The organism is Pseudomonas petrae (assembly GCF_021728295.1).
GTDB classification, from domain to species: Bacteria; Pseudomonadota; Gammaproteobacteria; order Pseudomonadales; family Pseudomonadaceae; genus Aquipseudomonas; species Aquipseudomonas petrae.
This window is the reverse complement of record NZ_JAKJXE010000003.1, coordinates 59,310-77,966: the sequence shown is the minus strand read 5'-3', so window position 1 is coordinate 77,966 and position 18,657 is coordinate 59,310. Positions and strand designations below refer to the sequence as shown.

Here is an 18,657-nt window from a genome sequence, read left to right as displayed (position 1 = left end):
GGCTTCCTTATTCCGGCAAAACGATCGGGCCGATCTCGTGAAACACGTCGCCGGGCCCCGGGTTCTCGGCGTGAGTCTTGCCGCCGAAGTGGGTCATGATGCCCCACACCGCGTTCAGCGAAGTCTGCACTGCGCCCTCGACCCAGGCGGGCGTCCAGGACACATCGTCACCGGCGATGAAAATGCCGCGTTGCTCGTCAGGCATTTCCTTCTGCATGAAGTGCGCGTACATCCGCTGGTTATAGCGGTAATGGCCAGGCAGCGCGCCTTTGAAAGCGCCGAGGAAGTGCGGGTCGGATTCCCACGACACGGTGATCGGGTCTCCGATGATGCGCGCGGCGATATCGACCTTCGGGTAGATCTTTTTCAGCGCCCCAAGCGCCAGGCTGACGCGCTTTTCCACGGGGTGAGGGAGCATTTTCAGTGCGTCGCTCATCCACGAGTACGACAGGCAAATCACGCCCGGCTTCTCGACGCCGTTGGAATAGGTGCCGTTGTCGAACAGGTAAGTGCCACGGGTCAGGCGGTCGGTGAGGGTCATGCTCATCAGGTCGCGGCCGGTTTCCGGGTCTTTGTCCTTCCAGAACGGCCGGTCGACCATGACGAAGGTTTTCGACGACTGCATGTAGCGCGTGCGGTCCAGCGCCATCCACATTTTCTGCGAGAACAGCGACTCTTCGCACTCGATTTGCGTGGTCAGCAACCAGCTCTGGCACGTGGCCAGAACCGCATCGTAGTGCCGGACATCGCCCAAGTTGTCGGTGACCGCGAACTGGCCGTTGGCCGCGCGGCTGATGCCTTTGACCCCCGTGCGCGGGGCGCCCCGGTGCAGCGTCGACAGGCTGGTGCCCTCGGGCCAATGCGCGCATCGCTCGGGGGCGTGGCGCCAGATGCCGATTGGCACTTGCCCGACGCCGCCGACAATCAGGTGTTGGTGATCGTCGCAGTTGGTCATGACCACGCGGAAGATCTCCAGCATCGAGTTTGGGAAGTCCGAGTCCCAGCCACCGGTGCCAAAACCGACCTGACCAAACACTTCGCGGTGATAGAACGACAGTTTAGCGAAGGCTTTGGACGTGGCGACAAAGTCATAGAACGTGCGGTCGTCCCACAACGGCACCAGCTTGTCCCACAGCTCCTTGAGCCGAGGCACATCGCGGTCGCGGATGGCTTGCTGAATGTCGGCGAACTGCGAGCCGTCCTCCAGCGCGTCGGCCCAGGCGTCGGCAACTTCCTGAAACAGCGCAGGCAAGTCAGACAGTTTCTGTGCGTAGTGAGTGCTGCCTTCCAGATCAATCACTGTGCTGCCCGATGCAGCCGTCAGCGGGTTGGGGAAGGGTTTGGATTCCAGCCCGAGCTTGTCGACGTAGTGATAAAAGGCTGTGGAGGAGACCGGGAAGCGCATGCCGCCCAGCTCGGCGATGATGCCTTCAGCGCCTTCGAACTGTTGCGAACGCAGACGACCGCCCATTTTGGAGGCTTCATAAACGACGGGTTTGAGGCCCAGCTTCATCAGCTCATAGGCCGCAACCAGCCCCGCGATGCCTGCGCCGACAATCGCCACCTCTTTGCCGAGGTTTTCGGTTGGAATGCTGCCGAGGCCCGCCGGGTGTTCAATCCAGTCATCGAACGCGAACGGGAAGTCCGGGCCGAAAATCGTGATCGGTTTCTTTCCGTTGGCGGGATGGCGGTTGTTCTTCATGACTGACCTTGTTCGACTGTGGCGCGAAAGTGGACAAGTCTAGATAACAGTTGGGACGTTAATAAGACGCAGAGTGCCGTCGTTGTGTCGAGAATGGAGGCAAAGTGACGGAGCGGTTCGTCACATTGTCAGAAACGGAATGTCAGGACGGCTGGCCGCGGTCGATCTTGCTGCTCAGGATGATCGACGTGGTGGTCTTCTCGACACCATCGACACTGCCGATCAGATCGAGCATCTGATCCAGCTGCTCCGGCGAATCCGTGCGCAGCCACGCGACGTAATCGAATTCGCCACTCACTGCACACAACTGTTGCACCTGCGCGAGCGCACTCAGCCGCCGCAACACTTCCTTGCCAGAGCGAGGCTGCACGGTAATCCCGACATAGGCCTGCAAACCGCCATCCACCAGCCGCTGACCCAGACGCACGCCATAACCGGTAATGACTTTGGCTTTTTCCAGGCGCGCCAGTCGTGAGGTCACGGTCGTGCGCGCGATGCCCAATTGCCGAGCCAGATTAGCGACCGGTTCCCGGGCATTGATTTGCAGCGCGGCGATCAGTTTGCGGTCGATGTCGTCGAGCGCTGGGGGACGAGTGTCAGGCAAGGGCGGATCTCCTTAAGCAAGCGAGGCATGTTAGGAGATTCCGTTGGGGCGTGGGTGATATTCGAACAGGAGCCCAAGGCGACTACCGAAGCTTTTTGCGCTGTTCGTCCATCACGGATGGGCGTCAGAGAACTTGCGTCGATTATGTAGGACTTTTCTCTGCTGTAAGGCTTTTGTCATTCTTCTGTCACCCCCGGCGTGCCTAAATTCTCTTCCCACCCCTTTGAATCCACGCCGGGAGCCTCGTCATGACTCTGGATTTCTCCGAAACCGCCCGCTACATCCAGGCCGACATCCTCGACAGCTTCGACGAAGAACTGGAAATGGAGTACGACGACGCGCGCCTGGATGGCTTGCTGGCCGATCTGGGCGAGGAGGTGCCCAAAGGGATTGATCGCCGCGTGTATTTCCGTGAGTTGCTGCGCCTGCAGGGCGAGCTGGTCAAGTTGCAGGATTGGGTGGTGAGCCAGAAGCTCAAGGTGGTCGTGCTGTTCGAAGGCCGGGATGCTGCGGGCAAGGGCGGTGCGATCAAGCGCATCACTCAGCGGCTCAACCCGCGTGTTTGTCGCGTCGCCGCACTGACTGCGCCGAGTGAACGCGAGCGCACGCAGTGGTACTTCCAGCGCTACGTCGCGCACCTCCCAGCCGCTGGCGAAATGGTGCTGTTCGACCGCAGCTGGTACAACCGGGCCGGGGTCGAGCGGGTCATGGGGTTCTGTAATGACGAGGAGTACGAGGAGTTTTTCCGCACCGTCCCAGAGTTCGAAAAAATGCTGGTGCGCTCGGGCATCATCCTGATCAAGTACTGGTTCTCCATCACAGACGATGAGCAATACCGGCGCTTCCTGATGCGCATTCATGACCCGCTGAAACAGTGGAAGCTCTCGCCGATGGACCTTGAGTCACGTCGTCGCTGGGAGGACTACACCAACGCGAAGGAAGAGATGCTTACCCGCTCCCACACCGACGTCGCGCCGTGGTGGATCGTAGAAGCAGACGACAAGAAGCGTGCGCGCCTGAACTGCATTCATCACCTGCTGGAGCAGATCCCGCGCGGCGATACCGAGACACCGCAAGTGGTGCTGCCGGAGCGCGAGTACAACGCCAATTACCTGCGCGCGCCGGTACCACGTGAGATGGTTGTCCCGTCGGTGTATTGATCTCCCCGCCGGTTTATTGATCACAGCGGTGGCGTGGTTCAGATCTTCCACGCCGGCGCTGTTTTCGCCAGACGCTGTTGCAGGCTTTCAAGATTCTGGGTGAACTGGCGGGTCATCAGTTGGTAACCCAGCACCTCGGTCGAGGCGGTCGGAACGTCAGGCCCGACAGTCAAGCTCTCGGTCGGCCGCTGCAAACGCTCAGTTGCACCGGTCTGCAGCGCGCGGGCCATGCCGATCAACATGCGACGGATGCGGCGTTGCTCAGCAGTGACCCCCGTGCTGCCAGCATCCGCCGGACGCAGGTTCGAAAGGATTTCTAGGATACTCAGGCACATGCGGAAGTGACGCTGAATGGCGTCCAGCTCAACGATCGAAATCTTCACTTCCTTGGACACCGACGGCATCAGTGAACGGAGTTGCAACAGCGTCGCGCCCATCCGAGCCGTCAGCTTCACATGCTCATCCGCAGTGATCGACTGCCCGCTGGCGATGCGGTCGTAAGCCAGGGCACAGTCCCGCAAACCACTCGCCAGGTTGTAGCGCCACGAATACACGGCGTACAGCGGCAGCGCGAACGAAAACGCCAAAGCGAGGGCGATGCCGATCAGGATGTCCACGGTCCGCCACAGCCCGTCCGTGATCGGGTTATCACCGTGGCCCGCCACGATAAACAGCGTGATCGCCGACAGCAGCGCCGTGTAACCGCCTTTGCCAATGGCGTGATACGCAAAGAAGCCACAGATCAGCGACATGACCACGTACGTCAGCAACGGCATGCCCAGGTAGCTTTCCTGCGCCACGATCGCCAGGCCCAACGCTGCACCAATCAATGTCCCGTACGCCCGCTCCACCGACTTTTTGCCGATATTGCCGTGGTGCTGCAACCCTCCAATCACGATCAGCATCGTCACCGACGCCCACTCACCGTGGGGCAAATTAATGCCTGTCGTCAGGAGAATCGACACCAGTAACCCGACCACGATGCGGCCGGCGTGAATGTAGCGGGCATGGCGATAGCGGCGGTACGGGTCCAGAAGAGGACGCAGTGCGCGGCGAAGCCAGGAGGGGAGAGCGGCTGAGTTCATGGGGTTACAGACCATGGGGAAGATGAATATATCCGAAGCCCGGCAAATGCGGCGGGTCACCATCGGCATAGCCTCATTCACAAAATCATCACATGTGAGATGTTGCGCATCTGCTTGCATGCGCGTAGGGTGCGTTGCTATCACATGTGATGTTCGGGAATAACTCAATGGCTCGGAAAACTTCAACCGACTACATGCGCGAAATGCGCGCTCGGCTGACGGCTGCCGGGTACGTGAAACGAGAGTTGTATGTGCTTCCGGAAAACGCGGAAGCGTTGAGAGACATCGAAAAAGTTCTACGCCAGCCCTACTTGGGTAACCGGATCAAACTGGAGGGATTCATGACTGAAACTACCAATTGGACGATCGACACACTTCACTCGGCGTTCGCCGAACTGGACGTGGTGAAGAACAACGACATCAAGCTGAACCTCATTCAAGGCGCCGAGCCGAGTCTGAGCCTGGTGATGAATCAGTTCGGCGGCTTGCCCATCATTATTGCCATCGCGGGCGACCAGATCCTGGTTGATTCCGTCCTGGTCTACGCCTCTCAGGTCAAAGACCCAAAGGCTTTCAACGAGACGGTGTTGCGCAGTCGGGACCTCTTCCCGCTGTCGTCGATCGGCATCGAGACCATGCCAAACGGCGAAACCGTGTACAGCATGTTCGGCGCCCTGAGTGCCGCCTCTTCGCTGACCGTCATCGTCCACGAAGTCCTTACGCTGGCAGACAACGTGATTCGGGCAGCTGATGCCTACGAAGATCTTCTAACAGTTGATTCACAGTAATCGGGAGACACATCAATGAGCCTTTGGAAAAAAATGGTCACAGCGCTGCGTGGTGGTGCTTCCGAGGTGGGTGAAGCCATCGTCGACGCTCAGGCACTGCGAATCCTCGATCAGGAAATCCGTGACGCCGATGCTTCCATGCTCGCGGCGCGCAACCAGCTGATTCAGATCAAAGCCAAGCGCAAGCTCTCGCTCCAGCGCGTCGAAGAGCACGACAAGAACATCGCCAACTGGGAGCAGAAAGCGCTCGCTGCGATGAACAAAGGCGAAGAAGCTCTCGCACTTGAGTGTGCCGAGAAAGTGGCTGAACTGACGGCCCTGCGCGATCAAGAGAAACTTGCTGCAGACCAGTTTGGTGTTCACGTGGCCAAGCTGACCGCACAGGTCATCAAGGCCGAAAGCCAGATCAAAGGCCTGCGTCAGCAAACCGATATGGCCAAGGCTCGCGACAGCGTGCAAAAGGCGCAGATCAATGCGGCTGCTGCAACGGGCGGTGCCAATGGCCGACTCGAAACCGCAGTGGGTTCGCTGGCACGTATCAAGCAGCGTCAGGATGAACAGGACGCGAGGCTTGAAGCGGCCGATGAGCTGACCGAGGCTGCCAATGGCGGCGATCTGGAGCGTCGTCTTCAAGATGCAGGTATCGGCGCAAAATCAGGGGGCGCGGCCGACGTGCTGGCCCGCTTGAAAGCACAAAACCAGAGCGGTAACGCTGGGCAATAAGCACCGTTAAACAGAGGCAGCCGGATTTCCGTCTGCCTTTTTTCGGTTTCAGTTTTTCGGTTTTGATTTTTGGTTCAATCGGTGCGCAGATGAATATCGGAAATGGACTACGAACGATACTCTGCCTTGCCGCTTTGATGATCGTTGTGCAGATGGTTAACTCCCTGACCGCCAACAGCCTGCTGTCCCACGGCCTGGTGCCCAGAACGTTATCCGGACTCCAGGGCGTCGTTTTCTCCCCGTTTCTGCATGGCTCGGTCCGTCACCTGCTGAGCAATCTGCTGCCTTTTGTGGTGCTGAGCTGGCTGGTTGCGACCGAGGGGCTTCAACGTTACGTCCGAGTGGTGCTGCTCATCGTTGTGCTCGGCGGGATGATGGTCTGGGTGGTTGGCCGGCCGGTCATCCATGTGGGCGCAAGCGGTCTGATCTTTGGCTTGTGGGCGTATCTGCTGGCGCGCGCGTGGTATCAACGCAGCCTGGCGAGTTTCGCGATTGCACTGGTGACCCTGCTGGGCTACAGCGGATTGATTTTCGGCTTCATTCCAGTGCCGGGCGTATCGATTGAGTCACACCTGTGTGGCGCGCTTGCCGGTATTGTAACGGCCTGGTTGATGCACTCACGGCGGCTTGTCGAGCGTGTTCCGGCGAAATGAGTGGCAGAACTTTTTACCTCGCCTCGGCGCGAATTCAAGGAGATGAAACATGAGCTGGATCAAACGCGCTTTAGGCCTGGAATCACCCAATCCACCGGGCGGCTCCAACCCCCTCGCCAATGCGGGACTGGCTAATCCGTTCGGGCTGGCTACCGGTCGTATGCTGGACCTCGATGACTCGCTCAAGCTGATGCTCGACGGCCATTCGGAGTTGGTGGTCCCCAACGAAGAAGTGGTCTGGTCAGTGGGACAGGTCGATCTGGGCCAATCGGTACGTCTGGTGCGCTTCTACTTCGAGGACGAGGATTACTGGCTGCAGGTCATGATGAACGGACTTGCCGCTGAAGACGTCCAGGACATCATCCTGTTCGGTTACAGCAGCGCCGTTACGATCAACAGTGAGGCGGAGCTCAAACGTCTGGTTGGGCCTGCCTCCAAAGTCGGGCTGCCGGTGTTTGAGCATGACGGCTGGGAGTATGGGCGTCAGTGGGGGACGGAAGAAGGCCAGACCGAGCTCACGCCCATGGACGAGCAGGTCGTCAGTCCCGACGGTGCTTATCGCATCAAGCACCTGAGCATGTTGTACGCGCGGGACACGGGTCTGGTAGACCGCCGCGAGTTTCTGTTGTTGTCTGTCGAGGAAGATGAGGAGGGCATTGTCTCCTTCACCACCTCGGTCGGCGTGACCCTGCAGTCCACTGATTTCACTGTCATTTAAAAGGAAGTAAAAAATGCTTGAAGCGCTTCGTATGTCCGTCAGCTTCCAGTCGTTGCTGAGTTTTGTGGTCTACATCATTGTGGCCGGCGGGTTATTCGCGTTGTTTCAAATGGCCTACACGCGTTTGACGCCGCACAAGGAATTCGCCCAGATTCGTGAGGGCAATGTTGCCGCCGCTGTTGCCCTTGGCGGTGCGCTGATTGGCTTCGCACTGCCGGCCAGCAACGTGATCACCTACAGCATCAGCGTATTGGACGTGGTGATCTGGGCAGTCATTGCGGCAGTCGTACAGCTGCTGGCCTTTACCGCCACCAGCATGGTCCTCAAGGATCTTTCCGCACGCATTACCCGAGGCGAGCTTGCTGCGGCGATCTATGCCGCCAGCGTCTCGATCAGTGTCGGTTTTCTCAACTCGGCCTGCATGACGCCGTCGACCTGATCGCCCGTTATCGAAAGGAGTTATCGATGAGACGTAGTTCCCTCAAGCTGGTCCTGGCCAGCACCCTGCCGCTGGCGATCAGTGCGTGCAGCAAATCCGACACCGTAGAGGTTTCCGCGCAGCAGACCTATCCATCGGTCCAGGCCTGTGTGGATCAGAAAGTCCCGGTCGACATCTGCTCGGACGCTTACATGAGCGCGCTGGCGGAGCACCGCCGCATTGCACCGTCCTACGACGACAAGGCGTCGTGCGACGCGGATTTTGTCCCTGATTACTGCCAGCAGAATGCCGATGGCAAGTTCACGCCCAAGCTCGGCGGTTTCCAGCTGGAAGTTTCCGGTGAGCTTCCCAAGTCCCAGGTCGATGCAGCGAAGGCACAGGCCGACCAGTCCGGTGGCGGCGGTGGTGGCTTCGGTTCTTCTGGGGTGAACGGATTCCTGATGGGCATGCTCGTCAGCAACATGGTCAACGGATTCACCGGCGGTGGCGGTCGTTACTATGCTCAACCCATCTACCAGGAGCGAGACTCGCGGGGTGGATATGGGTATTCCACACTGTCGCGCCAGATCGAGCAGGGCAAAACCTTCGGCAACTCCACCCAGGCGCGAAGCAGCTCGACCGGCACTTACAGCAAAAGCACCCTTGGCCGTAACTCCTCCGTCTCGTCGTCTGTTTCCCGTGGCGGTTTCGGCAGCCAAGCCACCGCTCGCAGCGGTTGGGGTGGCAAAAGCAGCGGCTCAAGCTTCGGCGGATAACAGGGACGTTACTTATGAAAAGGATCAGCATCCAGGAACGTCCTGACTGGCGCCAGACGGCCGAGCGTGAAGGGTTCAACTTTCACACCATCGATGGCGAGCGCTACTGGGATGAGCGGGCCTACTACCAGTTCACCGAAGCTCAGATCACTCGCGACATCGAAGCGCCGACCCAGGAGCTTCATGCCATGTGCCTGGACGTCGTGGAAAAGGTCGTCGAGAGCGAAGAGCTGCTGACCCGGCTGGCCATTCCGCCGGCGTTCTTCGATCTGGTCCGCACCTCGTGGAAGGAAGGCCACCCGCATCTGTATGGCCGCTTTGACTTCAGCTATGACGGAGTAAACCCGGCCAAGCTGCTGGAAGCCAACATGGACACGCCTACGTCAGCGTATGAAGCGGGCGCGTTTCAGCTCATTTGGCTTGAAGAGCAGATCCAGCGCGGCGCGTTACCGGCTCACGCTTCGCAGTTCAACTCGATGGCGGAGGATCTGGTCCGGGCTTTTGCGGCGATCAGGGAAGGCGGGCCTTTCTACTTTTCGTGCATGTCAGGCTCCATCGAAGACAGGGGCACGACCGAATTCCTGCGCAAAATGGCTGAACATGTCGGCATCGAAACCCGCCACATCGACATCGAAGACATTGGCCTGAACGCCAACGGCCGATTTGTCGATCTTGAAGGCCGCTGGATCGAACGCATCTTCAAGCTGCACGCTTGGGAGCATGTCTTCCACGAGCCCCACGGCCAGGCCATCCCGCAGTGCGACACGCAGTTCATCGAGCCTGCCTGGAAGGCGATCATTTCGAACAAAGGCATCCTGCCGTTGCTTTGGGAATTCAACGAAGGACATCCCAATCTGCTGCCGTCCTTTGTGGATAAGCACCCGCAATCTGCGGTGCCAAAAGGCTGGGTGCGCAAGCCTTACTTTTCCCGCGAAGGCGCCAATATCGAAATTCGCACCCCGACCGACCAGGTCATTTTCGAAGACGGCCCCTACAACGATGCGCCCTACATCCTCCAGGCGTTCGCACCATTGCCTCGTTTTGGCGACAGCTACACGCTGATCGGATCGTGGGTGGTGGGTGATACGGCTTCGGGGATTGGCATTCGCGAGGACGACAGTCTGATCACCAAAGACAGCAGCCGGTTTTTGCCGCATGTGGTGATTGATTGAGGTTGTGATGAGCCCGGTGTGGGTACCGCGCAAGAACGAAAAAAGCCGCGCAATGCGCGGCTTTCTATTTGGTGGGCCCACACGGACTCGAACCGTGGACCAAGGGATTATGAGTGAGCTTTGGAGCTGTTTCGGCAGGTTTCATTAAATGTCGGGAGTTGCCATTAAAGATATGCAAATCAGGTACTTATAGCTCTTCGTTGTGTTTCTACGTTTCACTGGATATCTTGAGTTCGCACTCGAAACGGGGAACGAACGGGGAAAATTATGGTGAAGCGCACTCGGCTGACTGATCTGGAAGCGCACGCAGTCAAGACTCGAAAGTCTGAGCCGGTGGGCTCCCGCGGAAAGGGTACGCTGCTGCTCGAGCGCAAGGCTTCGGGTGTCATCCTCGCTTACTACCGCGAACGGACTTTGACGACTGATCAGCGTCTGTCGCTTGGCATCCTCGCCAAAAGGCCCAGGCTCGACGCCAATGAGTATTCCCTCAGTTCGCTACGTGACAAGGCAGCGACCTTGGCAAATGGGGTGGAGGCCGCTGGCGGAATAGCTGGCTACCTTGCTGAGATCGAACGGCAGAAGGCACATCTGGCTGAATCGGAAACCCGCGCCCATCGTGCTGCAGAAGTCGCAGCCAGGCGCGGTTCATTTGGCGATCTGATGGACAGCTATTCGAACGGGATGGTCGCAGCCGGCAAGGTGAGTGCCAAAGAGATCAGCCGTATGTTCCAGCTCCACGTGAAGGACTATCACCCTGACCTGGTATCCCGGCCTGCCGCCGATATTCAGCCCGAGGATATCCAGCTGATCCTTGCTGGTGTGCTTGGCCGCAAACCAAAGGGAAGGGGGATCGGCCACAAGGCGCCGGGTAGCTCGTTTAACGGGATGCGGACCACTTGCGACAAGTTGCGCCGCTACCTTCGAGCAGCATTCAGTTATGCAGCCAGGGCACACCTGGCGCCCGAACGCCTGGCAGAAGACGGAAAGGTCTTTGCTGTCAGCGCGAACCCGGTTCGTGACATCCCTGTAACGCTAGGCACCGGTCAAGGGCATACCGAATCGCTGACACCGACTGAGCTGGGTGAGTTACTGAGGCACCTTGATACCTTGCCGGTGCGTCACGCCGCCATTGCCAAGGCCCTGATCTATTTTGGCGGCCAGAGGCTTACCCAGTTCTGCGCGGTACCGTGGGAGGCAGTCAGTGACACCACGATCAGCCTGTTAGATAGCAAAGGACGCAAAGCCCAGGCATGGGAGCATCTGTTGCCGATCACCGAGCGAATCAAAGAGGTCATCCAACCATTGCTCAATGATCGCATTGGCCCGGGTCCTTTCTCTCTGACGCCTGGATCGTTCGCTAACCCCAACACGCTGAGCAACATCTATATAAATGCAGGTCGGTCACTGCTGGCTGATGGCAAGGCGCAGTCCTTCACCTGGAAGAATGTACGCGTGACCGCTGAGACGCTGCTGGCGCATCAGGGTGTGAGCGCCGAGGTTCGCGCCTGGCTGCTGTCCCACGGGCGCAGTGGAGTGCAGGCCAAGCATTACGATCGATACAGCTACCTACCTGAAAAACAGGCCGCGCTTGAGAAGTGGGGACGTTACCTGGATGGCCTAGCCAGCGGCAAAGAGCAGGTCGATAACGTGGTGCTACTGTCGCGCCGGAAAAAGAAAGAAGCCGACTCGAAGTCGTGAATGTCGTCAATGTCGTGATGATGCCAAAAAGAAAGATCCCGACTCGAAGTCCTGCAAGTCCTAATGTCCTGCTAATTGATCGTTTTTTGATCAGATTGGCACCTTCCAAGCGCGCCTAAAAAAGAAAGATCCCGTTTCAAAGTCCCATATGTCCCATGTCCCAAACTGGACGTGTGCGGCCTATGGCGGACCGTGGCGGAACCCCGCGAAAGCATCAATAAGCATGCATAACGATGAATAACAGCGGATAACCGTATATAAGCAGCGTGTAGTACTACCGTGCCTGGCAAGTTGGGTTTGGATGGGGTGGCTTGGGTTGAAGTGTATTATTTGCAAATTACGCAAACTTGGTTTCGCGTCACGGTAAAGCGTCACGCCTAATTATCTTGCGCGCCACGTTTTCGTTATTCGCGTTTCGTGGCGCGCACGCGAAACAGTAGCGAAATGAAAGTCAAAATATCACCGTCAAATCTATGCGTGATCATGGGTGGAGACTGTTGAGGCCCTCATTAGGCCCCTGGAACCCCCGACCTCAGGGCTTCTTGTATCATCCGATGAGCGGTCGGGTGCATATTTCCAGGTACGCCACGGTACGTGTGGGTGCGTATGGGGCTGTATGAGACTGTATGAGACAACTCTGTGGAAGTGTTCCATGTGAAACACTCGGAGAAGTCCGCACATTGATGTTCAAAAACTATTAGGTGTTTGCAGAAAGAGCGCATTACCATGCGACCCATGACAGCACATGAAACGCCTGGAACCTTTCTGGTTAGAGTTTGCTGTTAGAATGGCTGACAATGGGAATTGCAGACAAAGAAAAGCCCCCCAACACGGCAAATGAAGGGGGGCTATCGGGATGAGACGCGGCAAACGTCTCTTTGCATACCAGCTAGGCCAGCACGCAACCCCGAGGGAGAAGCATTTTGACGGGCTTCGCGGCGGACTGTAGTACCAGAGGGAATAATACGCAACCTGAGGACTTGTCCAGTAGATTGCTCCCGACGGCCGGAAACCTGACCCCTTCGCTGGGTGTAGTGGATTACAGATCGCCCTCTCGGACATATCCATGTTCGGAGATACCGCAATGGCTCAAACCGCCACCCGCAGTGCCGATGTACCCAACCTGCCGATCCCTGGCACCCGCGCTACCGCAGCCCAGCTCTGCGCCCGCTATCAGGTCAGTCGCTCCACCTGGTGGCGCTGGTCTAAAACTCCTGGCTTCCCTGAGCCGATCCGTTTCGGTCGTTCCGTTCGTTGGGAACCAGAGACTGTCGACGCCTTCCTGATCAGCCAGGAGGCTTAACCCATGATGATCAATCAAACCTGCCTCGATGCAGGCACGGGATCGCGTGGCCTGAAAAAAGCCCTTGTCTCATCTGTGGCCGAGATGTATCGTCCGCCAATCGCTGCAAAATCAGCGAACGGGTTTGACGGCCCGACTACATGCAGGCGCACAACAAGCGCCCCCATTTCGAATGCAGGCGTTTTTTTTGTGCCCGCATTCCTGCTTTATGGTGGCTGTGCGTGGGAGACCGAAAGGTCTGCCGGGGTCCTGTATGCCCGGTCCGTCAACCTGCGCACAGCTGCCACCCTAATTCGTTTGACGGCGAACCGTGGCAGCTCCTCACATACAGGAGCTACGCCCATGCTTACCCAAGATCCGTCCGTCCTCATCGGCAAAGCCAATGCCCACCGCGCAATGGCAATGGCCGCCCTCCGCGCAAACTCCAGCCTCAGTGTGCGAGCGAAGCGCTACAGCCATCACATCGAAATCGCCCGTCGCCTCGAAGCTCAGGCGGTGACCAAATGACTTTCCACTACGGAACACTCGCCCACGCTGCCTACGATCACGGCAACCGTCTTTCCACCTCTGGGTTGGCGCTCGAAACCCTCGCAAACCTGCTGGGCCATGACGACGGCGAGCATCACCTTTCCGACACTCAGATGCATGGCCTCGCCTGTGCAGTCCACGCCATCGGCACCGCTGTACGCGAATCGGGCCTCGAGCTCTGCACCAAGGCTGAGTCGGAGGTGCGGAAATGAGCGCGTCTACCGAAGTCACCAGCGTTGCCAATGACGCAATTGACCAGCTGCAGTGCGCGCGCGACTACATGGCCTGGTTCGATTCTCTGAGTTATGCAATCAGCGACTCGCTCAAGAAGGGGCACGGTCACCACGCTGAGCGTCTGGCAAGTGTCGCGCAATATCTGGCCGGCGATTATCACGACATGCTTGATTGCCAGATCGGCGAGCTCAACGCAAAGCTCCAAACGCTCGAACTGAGGAACTAACCCGATGACTATTCAAAACGGCGCATTGGCGTCGCCGGGATCGTTCGGCTTGGAGAAAGTGATGGAGCCCGTTGCTCGTCACTTACTGGGTGAGCCGAACGCCGGCTTGAGCAAAGCGAACGAGCTGCGATTCGGCACTAACGGATCGTTGTCGGTGGACCTCGATAAGGGTGCATGGCATTCGCATGAGGTTGGCGAGGGCGGCGGTGTGCTTGATCTGATCCAGCGGGAAACCGGGATCAGTGGCCGCACCGCGCAAATGGCATGGCTTGAAAACCATGGTTTCAAAGTCGAGCCCGTCAGGCGGGTAGAGGTTGCCCAGTACAGCTACGTCGATGAAAACGGCGTGCTGCTGTTCCAGGTGGTTCGCTTCGAGCCGAAGGACTTTCGCCAGCGATGCCCCGCTGGTGATGGCTGGTCATGGTCAGTCAAAGGTATTCGCAAGGTTCCGTATCGTCTGCCCGATCTGCTGGCTGCGCCGAACGCGACTATCTATGTCGTAGAGGGCGAGAAGGACGTTGATCGACTGATGACCATGGGGCTGCTGGCGACCTGCAATGCAGGTGGTGCCGGTAAGTGGTCTGCCGAGCTGTCGGAGTTCTTCCGGGGTCGGCGAGTGGTCATTCTGCCGGACAACGATGAGCCGGGGCGCAAGCACGCGGTGAAGGTATCCGCAGCGTTAAGTTCTGTTGGCGCGATGGTGCGGGTCATTCACCTGCCAGGCCTTCCAGACAAGGGTGACGTTTCGGACTGGCTGGGCGCTGGTGGAACGGTCGAGAAACTTCAGGCGCTCCTCGAACTGCCAGAAAGCGCTGCCGATGACGATACGCCCCTGGCTGACCCTGATGAGGACGACGAGCGTCAGAGCCAGGCCTCGCTGCTGGTGAAGTATGTCGAGCAAAGGTTTGAGCTGTTCCACGACCAAAACAAAGACGTGTACACCCGTGACATGAAGTCTGGCGAGGTGCGCAACCTGGCCTCGCGTCAGTTCCGTGACTGCCTGCTGGCGGGTTTCTATCAGGACACCGGTAAAGCGCCTCGGGATCAGTCGATAAGGGAGGCGCTTGGTACCTTGGCCGGACTGGGGCGATTCCACGGTGAGTGCCTGGACATTCATCTGCGAACCGCTGGCGCGAACGGAGAATACTTCCTCGACCTGGCCGTGCCTGGCAGCAGCCGCGCTGTTCGGATCACGTCGGCGGCTTGGGAGATTGTCGACTCGCCCGCGGCGATGTTTGTCCGGCAGGAATCGACCCAGCCACTACCCGAACCCTTGACCGGTGGTTCAATCGAACCGCTTTGGCGTGTGGCCAACATCCCGCACGGCTCTCGCTTGCTGGTGCTGTCCTGGCTGATCGAATGTCTGCGCCCGGACACGCCCTATCCATTGCTGGAGCTACTGGGGGAGCAGGGCAGCGCAAAGAGTACGACCCAGATTGCACTGCGCCGGCTGATCGACCCGAACGCTTGCGACCTTCGAGGCGCGCCGAAGTCGGTCGAGGACATTTTCGTTTCTGCTGGCGCCTGCTGCCTGGTCAGTTACGAAAACGTCAGTCACTTGCCCGGTCCGATGCAGGATGCGTTGTGTGTGCTGGCAACGGGGGGTGGGTTCGCCAAGCGCAAGTTGTACAGCGACACCGAGGAATCGGTCGTCAACGTCAAACGGCCAATCATCATCAACGGTATCAGTGCTGCAGTCACCGCGCAGGATCTGGTGGACCGCGCCATCACTGTAGAGACGCCGGTCATCACGGATCGTCTGGAAGTCACCGATCTGTGGCGGGCGTATGAGATTGAGCGGCCCAAGCTGCTGGGTGCGTTGCTCGACATTACGTCCAGGGCACTGGAACTTCTGCCTCAAATGAGCATTCCCGCCGATGAGCGTCCACGCCTGGTCGAGTTCGCCCGCTTTGGTATGGCTGTCGCCAAGGCGGTTGGCCAACTGCCGGAAGACTTCATGGCGGAATTCAACGCCTGCCGACAGGAAAGCCTCTCAAGGACCATCGATGCCAGTCCGGTAGCCGCCGCAGTGGTGGACATGATCGAGTCGCGCCCGCTTGGCCTGACCGCTACAGCCAAAGAGATCCTGCTGACCCTGGAGCAGTATCGCCCGACCGGTTGTGATTCCTGGCCGCGCTCGCCAAAGGGTTTGGGGGACGCACTACGTCGAGCTGCACCGGCGCTTCGCCAGATCGGCATTGAGTGTAAGTGCCTTGGCAAGGGGAGCGGCGGTGTCGTTCGTTGGGAGGTTAAAAAGAAAGTTGTGGTTTCAAAGTCCCAGAAGTCCCAAGTCCCAAAACCTGGCGGTGAAAAGTTGGGACTTGGGACATTTGGGACTTCGGAACCGGAAGTATCTTTTTCAGACGACGATGACGGGGTGGATATCTGATGGCCGCCCTGGACTATCTCATTGATCGCGGACTGAGCGCCAAACGAGTCGGGATGCGCGTTCGTATCTCGCCACGGGTAAAGGTCACGGAAGAAGTCAGCCGGTATGTGAAGCAAAACCGGCTGACGTTACTGGCCGAGTTGACAGCGGATGACGGGCTTGAAAGGCGGTGTGCCTGGACGGTTTTAGTCCCAGGTTATCCACCCTTCACGATGGCGGGCGAACCGATCACCCGCGCCGAAGCTCTGGCTGATGTTCGTGGCCGCTGGCCGGACGCTGATTTGAAATAACCTTGGCGCTCTGGACGCCTCGCCGTATACTGGACACTCATACAGCGCGTGATGTGCTGTATCCCGTCCAGTTGCGCGTGATGCGTTCCCTGAGCGGCAAATGAAACCATTTGCTCCTTATGTGAGAACAACCATATGCGCCCATTTCAAAGCGCCCCGCTGCAATTCAAGTTCGCCGCCGATGACTCGGTGGGCAGCTTCAAAGGTTACGCCAGCACATTCGGTGGCGAGCCCGACTTTCACGGCGACATCATCGCCCCTGGTGCATTCACCAAGAGCCTGGCCAAGCACGCCGCCGCCGGCACCCGCCCTGCACTCCTTTGGCAACACGATCAGGCCAACCCTGTAGGTGTTTGGGATTCCTTCGACGAGGACGCCCAAGGCTTGCTGTCGTCTGGTCGGTTCACTCTAGACGTGCCTCAAGCCAAAGCAGCTCATGCCCTGGCAAAGGATGGCGCGCTGGCACTGAGCATCGGATACACGATCCCGCCCGGTGGTGCCGAGCTGGTGAATGGTGCTCGCCTGCTGAAACAGATCGACTTGGTGGAGGTGAGCCTTGTGGCCATTGCCGCCAACCCAAGCGCACGGATCGTCAGCATCAAAAGTGCTTTCGATCCAAGCAACCCGAACCCTCGGGATTTTGAACGCGCCGCACGTGATGTGCTGGGGCTCTCTGCTCGCGAAGCCAAGCGGCTTATGTCGAGCGGCTGGAACGGACTTGTTCGCGATGAACAGCCTGATGACAGCGAAGAATTGGCCCGAATCGCGGCCAAACTCCAAAACATCACCGCAGCCCTTCAAGGGCGCTGAGAGAACTTATGAGCCTTGAGCTATTGACCAAAGCCGTTACCGACCACGGCGCTGCTGTTGCAGCAATCGGCGGCAAGATCGACGACACACAGGCAGAAATCAAGCAATTGAGCACCCGCATGTTCGACCTCGAATCCAAAGCCGCTGGCGGCGTTGAGCACCTGGACACGAAGACGTTTGGCAAGGGTGCCGGTGCTATTTCCGATTTCATGAAGTCGGATCAGTTGGCCAGCGTGCGCAACGGTGCCAATACCTCCGGGCGTGTCGAACTGAAAGGCGCTGGAATCAAGGTTCTGCGCAAAGCAGCGCTTACGACCGGCTCGATCAGCATCCCGGCGCAGCGTGACCCAGGGCTGTACAACAACCCCCAACCGACCCTGACCCTGCTGGATCTGCTTCCATCGATCCCGGTGACAAGCGGATCGTTCGAATACATGCAACTGCAATATGTGAACACTGCGGCAGTGCAGGAAAAAGAGGGAGACTTGAAAGCCGAAGCGGCTCCTGAGTTCGTTCTCAAGAAGGCAAACATCAGCACAGTCGCCCATTGGCTCCGCGCCAGTAACCAAGTGCTGGCCGACGCGCCAGCCCTGGAAAACCAGCTCGCCAACCTGCTCACCTATGGCGTGAGTGCAAAGGTCGAGAAAGAGACGCTGAACGGTACCGGCGCCATCGGCCACATGGAAGGCATCTTGCCCCAAGCCACTGTGTTCGTGCCCAGCACTACCACTGGCAACACCGCCGTGGATCGTATCGGCGAGGCCGTGACGTCGCTGGGTGCCGCTGGCTGGATCGCGTCCGCCATCGTGCTCAATCACACTGACTGGTTCACCATGACCAACATCAAGGACGTCGACGGTAACTATGTGATCGGCTCGCCGCGTGATCCTGGCCCGCTGAACCTGTGGGGCACGCCAGTTGTGCTGTCGGCCGGTATGCCACAGGGCACAGCTCTGGTGATGGACACCGCGCAAGTAGCGCTGTTGGACCGTGAGCAAGCCACCGTGCAGGTCAGCCAGCATGACGGCAACAACTTCGTCACCAATATGGTCACTATCCTGGGCGAGGCGCGTGCAGGCGTGGCAGTGTTTGCCGCCGCCGCCGTGCTCAAGCTGTCTCTCAAACCCGCAGCCTAAGCGGCCCGCAAGGGGCTTTAGGACAGGGGTTAGTCGGTGAGTGCCCTGATTCGGAACGAACCCCGACTGCATACGCAGGCCACTCCACAGCTTGCACCGGCCTGGTGGTAGGCACAGCGTCACAGGCCCATCTGAGGGATTCAGATCGGGCCTTTTTTCTGCCAGATCGGGCGATTTGATCGAAAATTGACCGATTTTGATAGGTTTTCCCTATCAGGGAGGGGGAGGGGCAGAAGTTTGGCCT

20 protein-coding genes are annotated in these 18,657 nt (G+C 58.6%); 17 read left to right on the top strand and 3 right to left on the bottom strand.

Features of this window, described 5'->3' with window-relative positions; all coding sequences use genetic code 11:
• Positions 1-7 precede the first annotated feature (7 nt).
• Together L4G42_RS06115 and L4G42_RS06110 are read right to left on the bottom strand one after the other, a co-directional pair.
• A complete protein-coding gene (locus L4G42_RS06115) occupies positions 8-1,702 on the bottom strand; it encodes a flavin monoamine oxidase family protein (protein WP_237251544.1) in 1,695 nt (564 codons plus the stop codon).
• 142 nt (positions 1,703-1,844) lie between these two features.
• Positions 1,845-2,306: an Lrp/AsnC family transcriptional regulator gene (locus L4G42_RS06110; RefSeq protein ID WP_237251543.1), complete on the bottom strand. Its 462-nt coding sequence runs from the start codon at positions 2,304-2,306 to the stop codon at positions 1,845-1,847.
• Between the two features lie 248 nt (positions 2,307-2,554).
• Between L4G42_RS06110 and ppk2 the strand changes: the two genes are divergently transcribed.
• Positions 2,555-3,466 carry a polyphosphate kinase 2 gene (ppk2, locus tag L4G42_RS06105; protein ID WP_419789347.1) on the top strand — a complete coding sequence of 304 codons (912 nt, stop codon included), beginning with the start codon at positions 2,555-2,557 and terminating at the stop codon, positions 3,464-3,466.
• A gap of 38 nt (positions 3,467-3,504) precedes the next feature.
• On the opposite strand, the gene L4G42_RS06100 is transcribed toward ppk2, so the two are convergent.
• Entirely contained in the window at positions 3,505-4,551 is a 1,047-nt protein-coding gene (locus L4G42_RS06100) for an FUSC family protein (RefSeq protein ID WP_237251542.1), read from the bottom strand.
• 167 nt (positions 4,552-4,718) lie between these two features.
• Between L4G42_RS06100 and L4G42_RS06095 the strand changes: the two genes are divergently transcribed.
• The 16 genes from L4G42_RS06095 to L4G42_RS06020 all read left to right on the top strand — a co-directional run bounded on the left by L4G42_RS06095 (position 4,719) and on the right by L4G42_RS06020 (position 18,413).
• The gene (locus L4G42_RS06095) at positions 4,719-5,339 is read left to right on the top strand and encodes a YjfI family protein (RefSeq protein WP_419789346.1); all 621 of its coding nucleotides are present in this window, start codon (positions 4,719-4,721) and stop codon (positions 5,337-5,339) included.
• 15 nt (positions 5,340-5,354) lie between these two features.
• Positions 5,355-6,062 carry a PspA/IM30 family protein gene (locus L4G42_RS06090; protein ID WP_237251540.1) on the top strand — a complete coding sequence of 236 codons (708 nt, stop codon included), beginning with the start codon at positions 5,355-5,357 and terminating at the stop codon, positions 6,060-6,062.
• Between the two features lie 89 nt (positions 6,063-6,151).
• Entirely contained in the window at positions 6,152-6,715 is a 564-nt protein-coding gene (locus L4G42_RS06085; protein WP_237251539.1) for a rhomboid family intramembrane serine protease, read from the top strand.
• A gap of 49 nt (positions 6,716-6,764) precedes the next feature.
• Positions 6,765-7,433: a DUF2491 family protein gene (locus L4G42_RS06080; protein WP_237251538.1), complete on the top strand. Its 669-nt coding sequence runs from the start codon at positions 6,765-6,767 to the stop codon at positions 7,431-7,433.
• Between the two features lie 13 nt (positions 7,434-7,446).
• A complete protein-coding gene (locus L4G42_RS06075) occupies positions 7,447-7,872 on the top strand; it encodes a DUF350 domain-containing protein (protein ID WP_122536533.1) in 426 nt (141 codons plus the stop codon).
• A gap of 26 nt (positions 7,873-7,898) precedes the next feature.
• Entirely contained in the window at positions 7,899-8,627 is a 729-nt protein-coding gene (locus tag L4G42_RS06070) for a DUF1190 domain-containing protein (protein WP_237251537.1), read from the top strand.
• 14 nt (positions 8,628-8,641) lie between these two features.
• Positions 8,642-9,799, top strand: a complete 1,158-nt coding sequence (locus L4G42_RS06065; protein WP_237259608.1) for a glutathionylspermidine synthase family protein — start codon at positions 8,642-8,644, stop codon at positions 9,797-9,799.
• A 267-nt stretch (positions 9,800-10,066) separates the two neighbouring features.
• Positions 10,067-11,497 carry a tyrosine-type recombinase/integrase gene (locus L4G42_RS06060; RefSeq protein WP_237260655.1) on the top strand — a complete coding sequence of 477 codons (1,431 nt, stop codon included), beginning with the start codon at positions 10,067-10,069 and terminating at the stop codon, positions 11,495-11,497.
• 1,084 nt (positions 11,498-12,581) lie between these two features.
• Positions 12,582-12,800: a helix-turn-helix transcriptional regulator gene (locus tag L4G42_RS06055; RefSeq protein ID WP_237260653.1), complete on the top strand. Its 219-nt coding sequence runs from the start codon at positions 12,582-12,584 to the stop codon at positions 12,798-12,800.
• A 3-nt stretch (positions 12,801-12,803) separates the two neighbouring features.
• On the top strand, positions 12,804-13,307 hold the full coding sequence (locus tag L4G42_RS06050; protein ID WP_237260734.1) for a hypothetical protein: 504 nt from the start codon (positions 12,804-12,806) through the stop codon (positions 13,305-13,307).
• Positions 13,304-13,540, top strand: a complete 237-nt coding sequence (locus L4G42_RS06045; protein ID WP_237260651.1) for a hypothetical protein — start codon at positions 13,304-13,306, stop codon at positions 13,538-13,540. The genes L4G42_RS06050 and L4G42_RS06045 overlap by 4 nt, the downstream gene beginning before the upstream one ends.
• A complete protein-coding gene (locus tag L4G42_RS06040; protein WP_237260649.1) occupies positions 13,537-13,788 on the top strand; it encodes a hypothetical protein in 252 nt (83 codons plus the stop codon). The genes L4G42_RS06045 and L4G42_RS06040 overlap by 4 nt, the downstream gene beginning before the upstream one ends.
• 4 nt (positions 13,789-13,792) lie before the next feature.
• Positions 13,793-16,177 carry a hypothetical protein gene (locus L4G42_RS06035; RefSeq protein ID WP_237260648.1) on the top strand — a complete coding sequence of 795 codons (2,385 nt, stop codon included), beginning with the start codon at positions 13,793-13,795 and terminating at the stop codon, positions 16,175-16,177.
• A complete protein-coding gene (locus tag L4G42_RS06030) occupies positions 16,177-16,467 on the top strand; it encodes a hypothetical protein (protein WP_237260646.1) in 291 nt (96 codons plus the stop codon). Before L4G42_RS06035 ends, L4G42_RS06030 begins: the two co-directional genes overlap by 1 nt.
• Positions 16,468-16,656: 189 nt before the next feature.
• Complete coding sequence (locus tag L4G42_RS06025; RefSeq protein ID WP_237260644.1) at positions 16,657-17,277, top strand: HK97 family phage prohead protease; 621 nt, start codon at positions 16,657-16,659, stop codon at positions 17,275-17,277.
• Between the two features lie 8 nt (positions 17,278-17,285).
• On the top strand, positions 17,286-18,413 hold the full coding sequence (locus L4G42_RS06020) for a phage major capsid protein (RefSeq protein ID WP_237260642.1): 1,128 nt from the start codon (positions 17,286-17,288) through the stop codon (positions 18,411-18,413).
• Positions 18,414-18,657 lie beyond the last annotated feature (244 nt).